The organism is Acidovorax sp. NN32 (assembly GCF_057597245.1).
Genome location: NZ_CP199679.1, coordinates 1,683,570 through 1,700,394, shown reverse-complemented (window position 1 = coordinate 1,700,394; position 16,825 = coordinate 1,683,570). Strand labels below are relative to the sequence as shown.

Sequence of the window (16,825 nt, the reverse complement as noted above, 5' to 3'; positions counted from 1 at the left end):
CGCACAGTCTAGCGTTTCGCCTCAGCGGCCTCGATCATGGCTTTGGCGACACCTCTCAAGATGTGGATTTCTTCAGGGCTCAGCTGCGCGCGATTGAAAAGCTGGTTAAGGCGGGGCATGAGCTTCTTGGGTGCGGCGGGGTCCAGAAAGCCGATGGTGGTGAGCGCCTGCTCCCAGTGGCCCAGCATGCCCGCTACCTGCGCGGCGTCGGCCAGGGCGCGCTGTGGTGTGGCATCCAGCACCGGGAACCCGCCCAGCGCCATGCGCCATTCGTAGGCAATCACCTGGATGGCGGCGCCCAGGTTGAGCGAGCCAAAGCCGGGGTTGGTGGGAATCGACAGTGCCACATGGCAGCGGTAAACATCCTCGTTGGTCATGCCAAAACGCTCGGAGCCAAACAGGAAGGCGACACCGGCCTGGCCGGCTGCCGCAGCCGATGGATCTTCTGGATTTGAGGTGTTTTTGACCTCTAGCGCTTTTCCACCAAGCGCTAACAGCTCTTGTTTTAATAGCAACTCGAAATGGGCACGCGGCGCAGCCGTGGGCGGCCCGAAGTCGCGCGGGGTCATCGCCGTGGCGCACAGGTGGCTCATGCCGTCCAGCGCCTCATCGAGCGTTGCCACGATGCGGGCGTTCTCCAGCACGTCGAGCGCGCCACTGGCACGCTGGATGGTTTCCTCGCGCCGCAGCACGTTGGCCCAGCGCGGGGCCACCAGCACCAGGTCATCAAAACCCATGGTTTTCATGGCGCGGGCGGCAGCGCCCACATTGCCGGCGTGGCTGGTGTTGATCAGGACAAAACGGGTCTTCATGGGCAGGTGCAGGACAAGGGAAAAGGCAAGCGGTTAGGCGAAAAAGAGGCTCTGCGGGTAAAATCCTGCCCTCATTGTCGCCGCCCGCATCGCCGGGTCGGATCGCACCGCTCCTGATTCGCAGGCTGCCTCGCTTCATTGTTGACGCACGGCGCCCTGCTCACCACCACAATTTATGTCGTCCAACCTGCACCCCATGCTTAACGTGGCCATCAAGGCCGCACGCGCCGCCGGCGCCATCATCAACCGCGCGGCCCTTGACGTGGAATCGGTGCGGATCTCGCAAAAGCAGATCAACGACTTTGTGACCGAAGTGGACCACGCGTCCGAAAAAATCATCATCGAGACGCTGCTGACGGCCTACCCCGGCCACGGCATCCTGGCCGAAGAGTCGGGCAGCGAATACGGCGCCAAGGATTCGGAATTTGTCTGGATCATCGACCCGCTGGACGGCACCACCAACTTCATCCACGGCTTTCCCGTGTACTGCATCAGCATCGCGCTGGCTGTGCGCGGCAAGGTCGAGCAGGCCGTCATCTATGACCCCTCGCGCAACGACCTGTTCACCGCCACCAAGGGCCGTGGCGCCTACCTGAACGAGCGCCGCATCCGCGTAAGCAAGCGCACCCAGCTCAAGGACTGCCTGATCTCCACCGGCTTCCCCTTCCGCCCGGGCGACAACTTCAAGAGCTACCTGAACATGATGGCCGACGTGATGCAGCGCACCGCCGGCCTGCGCCGCCCCGGCGCCGCCGCGCTGGACCTGGCCTATGTGGCTGCGGGCTTCACCGATGGTTTCTTTGAAACCGGCCTGTCGATCTGGGACGTGGCTGCGGGCTCGCTGCTGGTGACCGAGGCCGGTGGCCTGGTGGGCAATTTCACGGGCGAAGCGGACTTTCTGGAGCAGCGCGAGTGCCTGGCCGGCAGCCCCCGCATCTACGGCCAGCTGGTGCCCATCCTGGGCAAATACAGCAAGTTTGCGAGCGCTGGCGACAAGGCGGCTGTGCGCCAGGCGGCTGCGGCAGACGCACCCGTCAGCTCTGAAGCCGAGGCTGCAGCCGAAGTGGAGTCCGACACCACGGGTGCCGCCCCACAGGCCGACGCCCCCAAAAGCGAAGACGCGCCGTTCTAAACCCATCCACCGCGCACGGCAGTTAGGCCAGCACACGATGACCAATGGTGAGATCTCCTAGCTGAACCGTGCAGCGGGCGAGACGCACACCAGTGCAGCCGTGCAAGGGCCGCCCCGCCGCACTGGCTGCGTCCCCCTTCCCGAATTGCGTAGCAATTCGGGAAGGGGGAAGCGACGAAGTCGCTCAGGGGGTTGTCCTTTATCCAGGGTCGGGGTATTTCTGGGCAATGCTGCGGAAGTCTTCCGCAATGTCCACAAACGCATCCACCATGTCGGGGTCAAAGTGCGTGCCCTTGCCGCGAATGATGGTGTTGCAGGCCTGGTCGTGTGAAAACGCGGGCTTGTAGACGCGCTTGCTGATGAGTGCGTCGTACACATCGGCCACGGCCATGAGGCGCGCCGACACCGGGATGGCATCGCCCGCCAGGCCCTGCGGGTAGCCTGAGCCATCCCACTTCTCCTGGTGGCTGTAGGCGATCTCCTTGGACACGCTCAAGAACGCCACGCGCATGCCCAGGCGCCGCTCGGCTTCGTCGATGGCGTTGCGGCCCAGGGTGGTGTGGGTTTTCATGATCTCGAACTCTTCCACCGTGAGTTTGCCGGGTTTCAGCAAGATGCTGTCGGGGATGCCGATCTTGCCGATGTCATGCAACGGGGCGGACTTGTAGAGCAGCTCGATCATGCGGTCGTTGAGCACGGGCTCGAAACGCGGGTGGTGGCGCAGCCGCTCGGCCAGCGTCTTCACGTACAGCTGGGTGCGGCGAATGTGGTTGCCGGTTTCGTTGTCGCGCGTCTCTGCCAGCGATGTCATGGCCATGATGGTCACGTCCTGGATGGCCTGCACCTCCAGCGTGCGCATGGCCACTTCGCGCTCCAAGTACGAGCTTTTGTCGCGCAGGAAATCCGCCGTGGCCTTGAGCGCCAGATGGGTGTTGACCCGCGCCAGCAGGATCGGCGGGCTGATGGGCTTGGTGATGTAGTCCACGGCCCCCAGGGCCAGGCCCGCGCGCTCGTCGTCGGTGTCGGAACGCGCCGTGAGAAAGATCACCGGGATGTCGCGCGTGGCCGCCGCAGCCTTCAGGCGCCGGCAGACTTCATAACCATCCATCTCGGGCATCATGATGTCGAGCAGGATCAGGTCGGGAGGGGTGTCGGACTGCGCGATCTTCAGGGCCTTCTCTCCATGGTTGGCCACCTTCACCAGGAAATGCTCGCGCAGCAGGCTGCCCATGAGGGTGAGATTGTCCGGCGTGTCGTCCACCACCAGCACCGTGGCGATCGGCTTGTCAACAAGAGCGGCCTGTGGGGAGGCAAAGGGCGCGTTGTCCATGGAAGTTCCTGGGTGTTGTGCCGCTCAAGGGGTGTGAACGGCAGGGTGTTCGGGGCCTGACACGGCGGCCATTGCCGACAGTGCTTGCTCAAAATCAAAATTCTGGGTGTGCATCTCGACCACCGTGAAGCTGCTCCCCAGCGCGGATCGGAGCACCTGGACATTGTGTTGGAAAAACTCCGGAGCTGCAGGGTCGTCCTGCTCCAGCAGCGTGCGCAGCTTTTGCAGGACCGCCGTGGCGCCCATGCCCTGCAGCGCGGCCCCAGTAGGGGTTTCCAGGACTTCCGGCCGCCCCGTTTGCTGCCCCTGCATCCACGCCTGCAATCCCGCCAGCAGGGGCTGCAACGCAGCGCCCAGGGTGGCCGTCAGTCCCGCGGACATTTCGGCATGCGCCTCACTGCGCAAGGCCTGCTCCAGCGCTTGTGCATGGGCCGACACCTCCTGCGCGCCAATGTTGGCCGCGACCGAGCGCAGGGTGTGGGCCAGCCGCTCGGCCAGCACCAAATCTGCGCTGGCGACGGCCTGCTCCAGGTGCGCAATCACCGACGACTGGCCTTGCACAAATCGCCGCAGCATCTCGGCGTACAAGCCCGGCTTGCCCAAGGCGCGCTGCAGACCCAGGCGGGTGTACAGCCCGGCAACTGCGGGGAAAGCTGCCGCCACCGCAGCGTCAGCCCCCTCCGGCGCCATCCCATCAGCCCCCCAATCCGAACTGGCACCAACGCCTGCTGCGCGGGGCACCCCCTCCACAGGCGGTTTGCCCAGCCCCGGCCGGGGTCGAATCCAGCGGCTCAGGGCGGCCCACAAGGCCGCAGGCTCGATGGGTTTGGCCACATGGTCGTTCATGCCGGCCGCAAAACAGCGCTGGCGATCGGACTCCATCGCGTTGGCCGTCATGGCCACGATGGGCAGGTGGGCATGGCGCGGATTGCTGCGCAATTGCCGCGTGGCCGTTTCGCCGTCCATGACAGGCATCTGCATGTCCATCAGCACCACGTCATAAGCCTTGCGCTCGATGCGGTCGAGGGCGATCTGGCCGTTCTCGGCAACATCCACGGCAAAACCGGCTTCGAGCAAGAGTTCGACCGCCACCATCTGGTTGAGCTCGTTGTCCTCCACCAGCAGCACCGACGCTCCCCGGATCTCCAGCGGCAGCTCGTCGGCAGCAGGCGCGGGGGTGACGGCGCGGCGCGGGCTGTAGGTGGAGTGTTCCAGCGGCTGCATCAGCGTGTCGAACAGCAGCGATGCGTTGACGGGTTTGATCAGCACCGTGTCGATGCCCTGAACGCGGGCGGCACGCATCACGTCCTCACGGCCGTAGGCCGTGACCATGAGCATCTTGGGCACCTGCGCCATGCCCAGGCCCCGGATGTGGCCCGCCAGCTCCACGCCGTCCATGCCCGGCATGTGCCAGTCCAGCAGTAGCAGGCCAAACGGTTGGTGCCGTGCCATGGACTCGCGCAGCCGGTCGAGTGCCTCCAGGCCGGAGTGGGCTTGCTCCACCTCAAAACCCATGGCCAGCAGCATGTCGGACAGCACGGTGGCCGCTGTCTGGTTGTCGTCCACCACCAGCACACGGCGGCCCCGGAGGTCCGGGGGTGGCAGCAGCACGCGCGCGGGTGCACCGCGTTCGAGCGGCACAGTGACCCAGAACGTGGAGCCCTGGCCATAGGTGCTCTGCACCCCCACCTCGCCGCCCATCAGCTCCGCCAGGCTCTTGCAGATAGCCAGGCCCAGGCCCGTGCCGCCATAGCGGCGCGTGGTGGAGGTGTCCGCCTGCTGGAAGCTCTGGAAAAGCCGTCCCATCTGTTCCGGCGTAAGTCCGATACCGGTGTCACGCACTTCAAACCGCAGCACCACCCGGTTGCCCTCTGCCTCCAGCAGCCGCACGGCAATGCTGATCTCGCCCGTTTCTGTGAACTTGATGGCGTTGTTGGCAAAGTTGATGAGGATCTGGCCCAGGCGCAGCGAGTCACCCACCAGGTTGGGGGGCACGTCGGCCGCCACATCGCAAACCAGCTCCAGCCCCTTGGCACCGGCCTTGTAGCCCACCACGTCGGACACACTCTCCAGCATGCGGTCGAGCACAAAGGGCTGCTTCTCCACCATGAGCTTGCCCGCCTCGATCTTGGAAAAATCCAGGATGTCGTTGATCACGCCCAGCAGGTGCTGGCCGGCCTGCTGGATCTTGCTCACGTAGTCGTGCTGGCGTGCTGTCAGGCCCGACTTGAGTGCCAGGTGCGACATGCCGATGATCGCGTTCATCGGCGTGCGGATCTCGTGGCTCATGTTGGCCAGGAAGTTGGACTTGAGTGCGGTGGACTCCTCGGCCAGCTCCTTGGCGCGGCGCAGGTCCTGCTCGGCACGCTGACGGTCGGTGATGTCGACAAAGGTCCCGATGGCCCCGCCCGGCGAGCCGTCGGGCCGCGAGAAGCCGTGCAGCCAGAACAGCGTGTGGTGCACCTTTCCGTCGGCATACGGCAGGTCCACCTCCTTGTGCACCGACTGGACCCCGTGCAAGGCCTCCTGCGCGTCCGCATCGAAGCGTTCGCGCTCGGTCTCGGGCAGGAACGCCAGGTCCCGCACGGTCTTTCCGATCAGTGCCTCGCGCTGCACCCCAAAGGCCTGCTCGTAGGCACGGTTAAAGCCGATGTACCGGCCGTCCGCGCCCTTGTAGAACAGCGGCACGGGGATGGCGTCAATCAGTGCCTGCTGAAAATCCAGCTGCTCGGCCACCTGCTGTTCCAGCAGCTTTTGTTCGTGGATATCCACGTTGACGCCCACCACCCGCACCGCCCGCCCGTTGCCATCGCGAAATATGCGGGCCGCCGACAGGAACCATCGCACCTCACCGTCCGGCCGCACGATGCGCCAGGAATCGCGAAGGTGGGTCTCGCCGCCCGCCAGGGCACTCGAAAAGGCGGCCACCGCGCGGGCGCGATCATCGGGGTGCAGAACCGCCTGCCAGTCACGCTGGGAGCGCACCTCCGTGCCCGGCGCCAGGCCGAGCAACGCCAGCAGCTTCTCGCTCCACAGTACCTGGGAGGTGAGCAGATCAATGTCGAACACACCGATCTTTCCGGCCTCCTGCGCCAGCTCCAGCCGGTCTTTGGCCTGCTGCATGGCGATCTCGGCCCGGCGCTGCTCGCTGACGTCCTCGATCACCCAGAGGGATGCGTTCTTGAACCCCTCCATTTGCACGCTGCGTCCTGCCATGCGTGCCTCAAAGCTGTGGCCATCGAGGCGAAACAGCGTCGACACCTGCCGCACGGCGCCCCCGGCGTTCAGCACGGGACCGACCTGGCCGTAGAACTGCCTTGCGCGGTCTTCCCCACCCAGCAACACCCCGACGTCCAGCCCCAGCAGCTCGGACGCCGTGCTGCCCATCAGCTCCACAAACGCCGGGTTGAACTGCCGGAACTTCCCGTCCCCCACCAGCGCAATGGGGGGCGCGTTGTCAAAGATGGCAGTCTGCTGCTCCAGCAGCTCGTTGAGCAGACGCTCACGCCGCTCCAGCTCCTTCTGTGCCTGGATACGCCCCGAGGCGTCTTCGTGCAGGCCAACGATGGCAATGCGCTTGCCACGCTCGTCAAACACGGGCGAGAGCGTAGCCTCGTCGTGGTAGAGGCTTCCGTCCTTGCGGCGGTTGACAAACTGCCCTTGCCACGAGCGGCCCGAGAGCAGCGTGGACCACATCTCCTGGTAGGTCTGCGCCGGGGTCTGGCCACTGGACACCACTGACGGCTTCTTGCCACGCACCTCTTGCAGTGTGTAGCCGGAGTTGCGCTCGTACTGCGGATTGACCCAGTCGATGCGCCCGTCTCCATCGGTGATGACCACCGAGACTGGGCTGCTCCCCAGCGCAGCGCCCAATACCCTGAAGCGCTCCAGCGCAGCGCTCACTCGCGCCCGGCTGCGCAGCAGCTCCAGCAGCAGCAGCCCCAGCAGGCTCAGCAGCACGAAGGCAGCCCCTCCCACCTTCAGGCGCTCAGCCCCCGTCATCAGGGTGCTCACGTCATCCAGCATCGCCAGCTGCCATTGGCCGCCGGGGTCGCTCCAATCGACCTGGCGGCGCTCCACTGCGTAGTTCACCCCGTCGATGACAACCTCGCCCGCATCTGGCGCGAAGGGCAGGGAAGAAGCCAGGCCCTTGTCGAAGTGGTTGCCAAACTGGCGCGAAGCGCGGATCGAATCAATGCGCGCCTGCGTGAGCGGCGGCGCCACCGCAAACAGCCACTCGGGCCGCGTCGATGCGAACACCACGCCTTGCGGAGACAACAGCACCGTGGGCAACTGGGTGCTCTTGAGCACCTCGTCAAACAACTCGAACCCCACCTTGAACATCACCACACCGATGATGGAGCTGGAAGGCGTGTCGTTTTCATACAGCGGCGCGGCGTAATAGAGGCCACGCTCCTGCGAGTTGCTGCCAATGGCGGCATACACGCTGATGGCGCCCTTGATGGCTTGCTGAAAATACGGACGAAACGCCAGGTTGATGCCGGTGGATCGGCCCCCCGGCGTCTCGTGCGCCACCACCGTGCCATCGGCCGCCATGACATACACGCCGTTGACCAGAAACCGCCCCCGGGCCACCCCCAGCCGCGCCAGGGCTTCAGGGTCGTCCGGTGCCAGCTGCCCCAGGGCCATGGCCTTGAGCAGCGGCTCGCTCAGGCCCAGCAACGACACCGCGCCCAGCATGCCGCCACCCGTGATCCGGGCCTGCAGCGTGTCCACGGTCTGCTGCAGCAGCTTGGCGCGCTCGTCAGCACGTTGGGCACCTTGCCAGTGCATGGCCCCCAGCACCACCAGCCAGGCCCCCACCAGTGCCGCAGCCACCACCAGCACCAGACCGCGCACGCCAGGGGCATTGCGGTCCAGCACCTTGTCCAGAAATCCGCCCACGCCCTCACCCACCCGCGTCACGCGGAACCTCCGTCCAAGCCCTGGCCAACCAGCGAGCGGCTCTTACCGAGCGGGATACAGCAAGGCATCAATATCCCCCACCGGCCCGGGCCGCCCAAACAGATACCCCTGAAACCCCTCACACCCATGCAGCCTCAGGAAACTCAGCTGCCCCGTCGTCTCCACCCCCTCGGCCACCACCTCCAGGTCCAGGCTCTTGGCCAGCGCCAGGATGGTCCTCACAATCGCCGCGTCGTTGGGGTCCGTCAGCACGTCCCGCACAAAGCTCTGGTCGATCTTGACCTGGTCCAGGGGCAATCTCTTGAGGTAGGACAGGGAGGAGTAGCCGGTGCCAAAGTCATCCAGCGCAAAGCCCACGCCTTCGCTCTTGAGCTGCACCATGCGTGCGATGGTGTCTTCGATGTCTCCCAGCAGCAGGCTTTCGGTGAGTTCGAGCTTGAGTTTGCGGGGGTCTGCGTGGTGGTTCTTGAGGGTCTGCAGCACTTCGGCCACGAAGCCCGGTTGCCTGAACTGCCGGGCGCTGACGTTGACCGAGATGGACAGGTGGGCGGTGGCTTCGTGCTGGCCCCAGCGCTGCAGTTGTTCGCAGGCGGTTTGCAGCACGTATTGGCCTAAAGGGAGGATCAGGCCGGTCTGTTCGGCCAGGGGGATGAAGTCGCCGGGGCTGATCATTCCGCGCTGGGGGTGGCGCCAGCGCACCAGGGCTTCTGCGCCCAAGAGCTGGGATTGGTGGTCCACGACGGGCTGGTAGTGCACCAGCAGTTCGCCCCGGGCCAGGCCCTGGCGCAGGTCGGCTTCCAGGTTGGAGCGGGCGTTGACGGCCGCTTGCATGTCGGGGTCGAAGAAGCGCTGGGTGTTGCGCCCTGCGGCCTTGGCCTGGTACATGGCCAGGTCGGCGCGTTTGAGGAGTTCGTCCACCGTGAGGCGTTCGTCGCCAAAGAGGGTGATGCCGATGCTGGGGGTGCTGTAGTGCTGAGCGCCGTCGAGTTCGAAGGGCTGGTTCAGGCTGGCCAGGAGTTTCTCGGCCACGGTTTCTGCCTGGGTGGCGGCGTCTTGCAGGTCGGGGGCCAGGGCTTCGAGCATGACGACGAATTCGTCGCCGCCAAAGCGGGCCACGGTGTCGGCTTCGCGCACGCTGCCCACCAGGCGGGTGGCGACCTGGGACAGGAGCTGGTCGCCCATGTCGTGGCCCAGGGTGTCGTTGAGGTCTTTGAAGTTATCGAGGTCGATGAACAGCAGGGCGCCGAGGTTCTTGGTGCGCTGGCAGGCGGCGATGGAGCGCTGCAGGCGGTCCAGCAGCAGGCGGCGGTTGGGCAGGCCTGTGAGGGCGTCGAAGAAGGCCAGGCGCTCGATTTCTTGTTCTGCGCGCTTGCGGTCTGTGATGTCCATGGTGAAGCCATGGGACACCACCGAGCCATCGGGCTCTCGGTGCGGAATGGCATTGGTCATGTGCCAGCGCACGCTGCCGTCGGGCATGCGCACACGGTACTCACACTGCCAGGGCACCAGCCTGCGCACCGACGTGATCGCCGAGCGCTGCACCTGCGGCAGGTCTTCGGGCAACACACGGTGCATGAGCACGCCGTGGTCGGCGGTCACCTGGCTCGGCTCCACCCCCATGAAGTCACGCACCGCATCGCTGATGTACTGCACGCTGGTGCCGCCATCCGCATGCAGTCGGTACTCGTAGATAAAGCCCGGTATGCGGCTGGCAATGCGCTGGATGAACAGCAGCTGCTCGCGCAGCTGTTCGGCCGCGCGGTGTTCGTCCGTCACGTCCTGCACCACGCCCATCACCACCTGCACCCCATCGCGCGGCAACGTGCGCTGCACGCGCGACCGCATCCACCGCACTTCGCCATCGGGCCGGCGCCAGCGGTATTCCACATCCAGGCCGGCACCTGGCATGCGGGCCTTGTCGAACACATGGCGGTCCTCGGGCAGGATGCCGCTCACGGCGCGCTCGGGGTCCACCCATTCCTGCTGTTCGAAGCCAGCGATGTCGCACAGGCCGGGCGACCACAGCAGCACCGTTTCGCCCGGGTCTTCGATGCGGCGCCAATGGCCCGTGCGGGCCAGGCTCTCCATGGTGTTGAAGACCTCGGTCTGTTCGCGCAGTTCGCGGCGCACTTCTTCCAGGGCACGTTCGGACGCTGCCAGCGCGGCACGCAGGGTTTCGGCCTCGGTGGCATCGCGCACGGTGACCACGATGCAATCGCTGGTCACACGGCGCGCTGACAGATCCCAGGCCAGCAGCAGCCGACCCGGCTCGCGCACCACCTGGCGGCATTCGAGCGGCGCACCCACGCGGGCCACGCCTTGCAGTTGGTCCATGAGGGGGGTGCCCGCCAGCAGGTCAAACACCTCGCAGGCATCCGCTCCGGGGTTGCGCACCGCCCCCAGGCCGGGCATGCGCCGTGCGGCAGCGTTGGCGGCCAGCAGCAGCAGACGGCCGTGCTGCAGCCGGAACTCCATCAAGGCCACCGGAACGGCATCGACCAGCGCCTGCAGACGCGCCTGCGCCATCGGCTCTATGTGGCCCTCGCCAACGGGGGCAAGGAGATCGGTCAACAGTTCGGACGAGATCACGGTCGCTCTGAAACCTTTGAAGCCTGCGGTGGGTAGGAATCCCGCCTGCGCAAGGCGGGGCCGAGGGTCACAGCCAATGTGCCAGCATACAGGCAAGAGTATGTCAAAACGTAACGAACAATAAAAACCTGTGGCATTTGCCCAAGGGAAAACCCGGAGCCCTTCGTGCAGCACGGCGATGACCGTATCCGCCTGGGCCAACGGGCTCCGCCCTCTGCCGCATGCAGTGCAGGCCCGTGGAGCGAACTGCTACAGTCCACGCCTCATTTCTCGGCCCCCAGCATGTCCGACACGCTCGAACACCACACCCCCATGATGCAGCAATACTTGGCCCTCAAGGCCGGGTATCCCGAGACGCTTCTGTTCTACCGCATGGGCGACTTCTACGAGGTCTTCTGGCAAGACGCCGAGAAGGCCGCGCGGCTGCTCGACATCACGCTCACGCAGCGCGGCCAGTCGGGCGGTCAGCCGGTGGTGATGGCGGGGGTGCCCTTTCATGCGCTGGAGAACTACCTGGCGCGCCTGATCAAGATGGGCGAGTCGGTGGCCATTGCCGAGCAGGTGGGCGAGGTGGGCGCCACCAAGGGCCCCGTGGAGCGCAAGGTGGTGCGCGTGGTCACGCCCGGCACGCTGACCGACACGGAGCTGCTGTCCGACAAATCCGAATCGCTGCTGATGGCCGTGCACCAGGCGCCGCGTGCGCGCTGTGGACTGGCCTGGCTGAGCGTGACGCAGGGCCGCGTCTTCCTGGCCGAATGTGCGCAGGACGAACTGGGCGCCTGGCTGGCGCGCGTGGCGCCCAGCGAGCTGATCTACAGCGCGGGCGTGACAGAGCGCTTTGAGCAACAGCTGCAAGTGCTGCGCCAGGGCGGCGCCTTCACCTGCCCCATGAGCCCCCGCCCCGACTGGCAATTCGACAGCGCCTTGGGCGAACGCAAGCTGCTCGAAAACCTGGGCGCCGCCAGCCTGCAGGCCTGGGGCGCGCAAGACCTGGGCGAATCGCACGCCGCCGCCGCCGGGCTGCTGACCTATGCCGAGCACACGCAGGGCCGCACCCTCACCCACGTGCACAGCGTGCAGGTGCAGCGCAACGACGACCTCATCGACCTGCCCGCCACCACGCGCCGCAACCTGGAACTCGTCAAAACCCTGCGCGGCGACGATGCGCCCACGCTGTTTTCGCTGCTCGACACCTGCATGACCGGCATGGGCAGCCGCCTGCTCAAGACCTGGCTGTTGGAGCCGCGCCGCGACCGCGCCGAGGCGCGCCAGCGCCTGTCGGCCACCACCGCGCTGCGCGGTGCGGGCGGCGCCGGTGGCGGCAGCGGCCCCTGGGCCTTGCTGCGCGGCGAACTCAAAGGGGTGAGCGATGTGGAGCGCATCACCGCCCGCATCGCCTTGCGCCAGGTGCGCCCGCGCGAATTGGTGGGCCTGGGCAAAACGCTACAAAAAGCAGAGCTGCTCGCGCTGAATGGACAAGCGCTGGAGCCCTATTTGATTCAAATCTTCGGCCACCTGCAGCCGCCCGAGGGCTGCACCGGCCTGCTGCAGGCCGCCATCGCCGAAGAGCCCGCCGCCCTGGTGCGCGACGGCGGTGTGATCGCCAACGGCTTTGACACCGAGCTGGACGAGTTGCGCGCCATCCAGACCAACTGCGATGCCTTTCTGCTGGATCTGGAAACCCGCGAGAAGGCGCGCACCGGCATCCCCAACCTGCGCGTGCAATTTAACAAGGTGCACGGCTTCTATATTGAAGTGACCGGCAGCCACCTCGACCGTGTACCCGACGACTACCGCCGCCGCCAGACGCTGAAGAACGCCGAGCGCTTCATCACACCCGAGCTGAAAACCTTCGAGGACAAGGCCCTGTCGGCCAACGAGCGTGCCCTGGCCCGCGAGAAGTGGCTGTACGAACAGATCCTCGACCAGCTCCAACCCCACGTGCCCGCCCTCACCCGCCTGGCCCAGGCGCTGGCCACGCTGGATGTGCTGTGCACACTGGCCGAACGCTCGCTCACGCTGAACTGGTGCGCGCCGCAGTTCGTGCCCGAGCCCTGCATCGAGATCGAAGGCGGCCGCCACCCCGTGGTCGAAGCCCGTCTGGCTGAGACATCCAGCGGCAGCTTCATCGCCAACCACACGCGCCTGAACGCCAACACGCGCATGCAGGTCATCACCGGCCCCAACATGGGCGGTAAATCAACCTACATGCGCCAGGTCGCGCTGATCGTGCTGCTGGCCAGCATGGGCAGCCACGTGCCCGCCGCCAGTTGCCGCCTGGGGCCCATCGACGCCATCCACACCCGCATCGGCGCGGCGGACGACCTGGCCAATGCGCAATCGACCTTCATGCTGGAGATGACCGAGGCCGCGCAGATATTGCACGCCGCCACGCCCCACAGCCTGGTGCTGATGGACGAGATCGGCCGAGGCACCAGCACGTTCGACGGCCTGGCCCTGGCCAGCGGCATTGCCACGCACCTGCACGACAAGACCCGTGCCTTCACGCTGTTTGCCACGCATTATTTCGAGCTGACCGACCTGCCCGCCAAAGCGCGCCACGCGATCAATATGCATGTGAGCGCCACTGAGTCAGGCACGGACATCGTCTTCCTGCACGAGATCCAGCCCGGCCCGGCCAGCCGCAGCTACGGCATCCAGGTGGCCAAGCTGGCCGGCATGCCCTCGCCCGTGCTGCACCACGCAAGGCATGCGCTGGCGGCGCTGGAAGAGCGGGCGGGCGAGGATGAATTGCAGGTGGACCTGTTCGCTGCGCCCGAGGTGCCGGAGAGTGCGGGCGCCAGCCCGCTGGAAGCGGCGCTGGCAGGCATCAACCCCGATGCGCTGAGCCCGCGCGAGGCCCTGGATGCGCTGTACCAGCTCAAGAAGATGGTGGGGGCTTGAGGCAACTTTGCAGCCTTCCCGTCCCACCTGCGCCTCAGCGGACTCACAACCTTATTCCATGACCCCTCAAGACTTCATCGCCAAATGGGGCGCGCCCGGTGGCGTGCCCGGCCCGGCCTACGCCCTCAACGAAGAGCAAGGCGCGCAAAGCCACTTTCTGGACCTGTGCGAACTGCTCCGTGTGCCCAAGCCCGGCAGTTCAGAGGGCTACCGGTTTGAAGAAAAGAGTACCGTCATTGGCGGCAAGACGGGTTATGCCGACGTCTTCATGCGCGGCGTGTTTGCGTGGGAGAACAAGGCTCCGGGCAAAAACCTCGACACCGCGCTCAAGCAGCTGCTCACCTACAGCCTGGCGCTCTCCAACCCGCCCATTCTGGTGGTGTCTGACCGGCTCACGATTCGCATCCACACCCAGTTCACCGGCCACCCCAGTGCCACGCACGAGGTGCGCATTGCCGAGATGGACCAGCCAGCCAACCTGGCCCTGCTGCGCCGCATATGGACCGCGCCCGAGAGCTTCAAACCCCAGCAAACCAACCGCGACATCACCGAAGCCGCAGCCCAAAGCTTTGCCGCCCTTGCAGAAGGTTTGCGCCAGCGCGGCGCCACGCCCGGTGAAAGCATCGCCAGCCAGCAACAGCGCGCCAACCAAGTGGCGCACTTTCTCACGCAGTGCCTGTTCTGCTTTTTTGCGGAAGACGTGGGCCTGCTGCCTGGTCGCATGTTCGAGCGTCTGGTGAACAACAAACAAGCCACGCCCGAGCGACTGACGCAGGGCCTCACGCAGCTCTTTGGCACCATGCAAAGCGGTGGCCTGTATGGCGTGGACGATATTCCGTGGTTCAACGGTGGGCTGTTTCAGACCATTGCCGTGCCGCCCCTCTCCGCGCCCGACCTGACCGAGCTGCGCCGCGCCGCCGACCTGAACTGGAGCGCCATCGACGTCTCCATCTTCGGCACCCTGTTTGAGCGCGGTCTGGACCCCGCCAAGCGCAGCCAACTGGGCGCGCACTACACCGACCCGGCCACCATCGAGCGCCTGATCGACCCTGTCATCCGCCGCCCTTTGCTGCAAAAGTGGGAGCTAGTAGCGCAACAGATACAAGCGCTGGCGGCCAAAATTACCAAAAAAGGTGACAGGCACTACCGTGCAGCCCACGCGCTGTTCATCACCTGGCTCGATGAGCTGAAAAACTACCGCGCCCTCGACCCTGCCTGTGGCAGCGGCAACTTTCTGTACCTTGCGCTCAAGTGCCTGAAAGATGTGGAGCACCACAGCCACCTGCAGGCCGCCGAACTGGGCCTGGACCGCGAGGCCGACCTGGTGACCGGACCGCACAACGTGCTGGGCATCGAGCTGAACGAATACGCCGCCGAACTGGCCCGCGTGACCGTGTGGATTGGCGAACTGCAATGGCGCCTGGCGCACGGCTACGAGTTCAAGACCAACCCTGTGCTCGACACGCTGGAGCACATCGAATGCCGCGATGCACTGTTGGTCAATATCTTCACCCCCCCCCCCCGCACCAATCCGGTGCATCGCACACAATGCCAGAGGCCGCATGGCCGCGCGCCGATGTGGTCATTGGCAACCCGCCGTTTTTGGGCGACCGCAAAATGATTCGCGAGTTGGGTGAGGAGTACACCACCCTGCTGCGTAAAACCTACGAAGGCCGCGTGCCCGGCGGCGCCGATCTGGTGTGCTACTGGTTCGACAAGGCCCGAGCGCAGATTGCGGTGGGTCAGTTGGAGCGTGCCGGGCTGGTCACCACCAACTCCATTCGCGGTGGCGCCAACCGCAGGGTGCTTGATGCCATCTGCGCACAAATGCGCATCTTCGAGGCTTGGAGCAACGAGCCATGGGTGAACGATGGCGCGGCAGTGCATGTGTCGCTGGTGGCCTTTGGGCACGCACATCAGGCAACGTGCCTTGATGGTGTTGCAGTTAACACCATAGCAGCCGACCTAACGCCCCACGCTGACACCCAGACCAGCGACCTGACACGAGCCCAGCGGTTGCGCCCCAACGCAAATACGTCCTTCATTGGCACTCAGAAGAACGGCCCCTTTGACATCGACCACGACACCGCCGCTGACTGGCTGCAACTACCCAACCCGCATGGCCGCTCCAACGCCGAAATCCTGCGCCCGTGGGCCAATGGCTTGAGTGTCGTTCGAAGAGATGAACACACTTGGGTAATCGACTTTGACAAGATGAGCGAAAACGATGCGAGTCTTTTTGAAATACCGTTTGGGCACGTCAAGCAATACGTAAAACCGACACGAGACAATTTGCGTCGTGACTGGCATCGTTTGCATTGGTGGTGCCATGGTGACCCGCGCCCCGCACTCAAGGCTTCGCTTGAAGCAATTACCCGCCAAATCATCACCCCGCGTGTAGCCAAGCACAGAGTTTTTGCGTGGTTTTCGTCCGCGGTTCTTCCCGATAGTGCTGTCGTCAGCATCGCCCGCGCCGACGACACCACCTTCGGCATCCTCCACAGCCGCCTCCACGAACTCTGGTCGCTGCGCATGGGCACCTCGCTGGAAGACCGGCCCCGCTACACCCCCACCACCTGTTTCGAAACCTTCCCCTTCCCCGCAGGCCTCACCCCGGCAGACACCGCACACCAGCGCACCGAAGCACTGGAGGGCGGCGCGCTCATCCCGGCCGACCTGCCCGACACCCTGCCTGCCGAAAAATTCAAGCCAAATCAGCCTCCAGCGCCCGTCCATCAAGCGCAAGCCGCTATCACACCAATAGCACTTCGGTCTGCGGCCATGGCCGTCGCCCAAGCCGCCCAGCGCCTGAACACCCTGCGCCAGGCGTGGCTGAACCCGCCCGAGTGGACGCACACCGTGCCCGAGGTGGTGCCGCTGGGTCTGAGCGCATCGCCCTACCCCGACCGCATCGTGCCCAAGCCGGGGTTCGAAAAAGAGCTGGCCAAACGCACGCTGACCAACCTCTATAACCTGCGGCCCGCCTGGCTGGCCGCTGCGCACGCGCTACTGGACGCAGCCGTGGCAGCGGCCTACGGCTGGGCCGACTACACGGCGAACATGCCCGATGATGAAATCCTGCGCCGCCTCCTGGCGCTGAACCTGCAACGCAGCACATCTGAAGGAGCCTGA

8 protein-coding genes are annotated in these 16,825 nt (G+C 65.4%); 4 read left to right on the top strand and 4 right to left on the bottom strand.

The genetic code is table 11. The annotated features are described in order from the left end of the window. Window positions 1-8: 8 nt before the first annotated feature. Window positions 9-812, bottom strand: coding sequence for an RNA methyltransferase (locus tag ACT89O_RS07790; protein ID WP_487256713.1), 804 nt, complete (start codon window positions 810-812; stop codon window positions 9-11). A 175-nt stretch (window positions 813-987) separates the two neighbouring features. Between ACT89O_RS07790 and ACT89O_RS07785 the strand changes: the two genes are divergently transcribed. Then, complete coding sequence (locus ACT89O_RS07785; RefSeq protein ID WP_487262278.1) at window positions 988-1,944, top strand: inositol monophosphatase family protein; 957 nt, start codon at window positions 988-990, stop codon at window positions 1,942-1,944. A gap of 199 nt (window positions 1,945-2,143) precedes the next feature. On the opposite strand, the gene ACT89O_RS07780 is transcribed toward ACT89O_RS07785, so the two are convergent. The 3 genes from ACT89O_RS07780 to ACT89O_RS07770 are packed head-to-tail and all read right to left on the bottom strand — an operon-like array spanning window position 2,144 to window position 10,789. Continuing rightward, window positions 2,144-3,274, bottom strand: a complete 1,131-nt coding sequence (locus ACT89O_RS07780; protein WP_055400172.1) for a response regulator — start codon at window positions 3,272-3,274, stop codon at window positions 2,144-2,146. A 24-nt stretch (window positions 3,275-3,298) separates the two neighbouring features. After that, on the bottom strand, window positions 3,299-8,200 hold the full coding sequence (locus ACT89O_RS07775; RefSeq protein WP_487262277.1) for a PAS domain S-box protein: 4,902 nt from the start codon (window positions 8,198-8,200) through the stop codon (window positions 3,299-3,301). Between the two features lie 42 nt (window positions 8,201-8,242). Beyond that, on the bottom strand, window positions 8,243-10,789 hold the full coding sequence (locus ACT89O_RS07770; protein WP_487262276.1) for a putative bifunctional diguanylate cyclase/phosphodiesterase: 2,547 nt from the start codon (window positions 10,787-10,789) through the stop codon (window positions 8,243-8,245). Window positions 10,790-11,071: 282 nt separating this feature from the next. On the opposite strand from ACT89O_RS07770, the gene mutS reads away from it, so the two are divergent. From mutS to ACT89O_RS07755, 3 genes are read left to right on the top strand one after another with little or no spacing between them, the layout of a single operon-like run. Next, the gene (gene mutS / locus ACT89O_RS07765) at window positions 11,072-13,693 is read left to right on the top strand and encodes a DNA mismatch repair protein MutS (RefSeq protein WP_487262275.1); all 2,622 of its coding nucleotides are present in this window, start codon (window positions 11,072-11,074) and stop codon (window positions 13,691-13,693) included. Between the two features lie 58 nt (window positions 13,694-13,751). After that, window positions 13,752-15,314 (top strand): DNA methyltransferase, encoded by a 1,563-nt coding sequence (locus ACT89O_RS07760; protein WP_487262274.1) that lies wholly within the window; start codon window positions 13,752-13,754, stop codon window positions 15,312-15,314. Further along, window positions 15,242-16,825 (top strand): DNA methyltransferase, encoded by a 1,584-nt coding sequence (locus tag ACT89O_RS07755; protein WP_487262273.1) that lies wholly within the window; start codon window positions 15,242-15,244, stop codon window positions 16,823-16,825. The genes ACT89O_RS07760 and ACT89O_RS07755 overlap by 73 nt, the downstream gene beginning before the upstream one ends.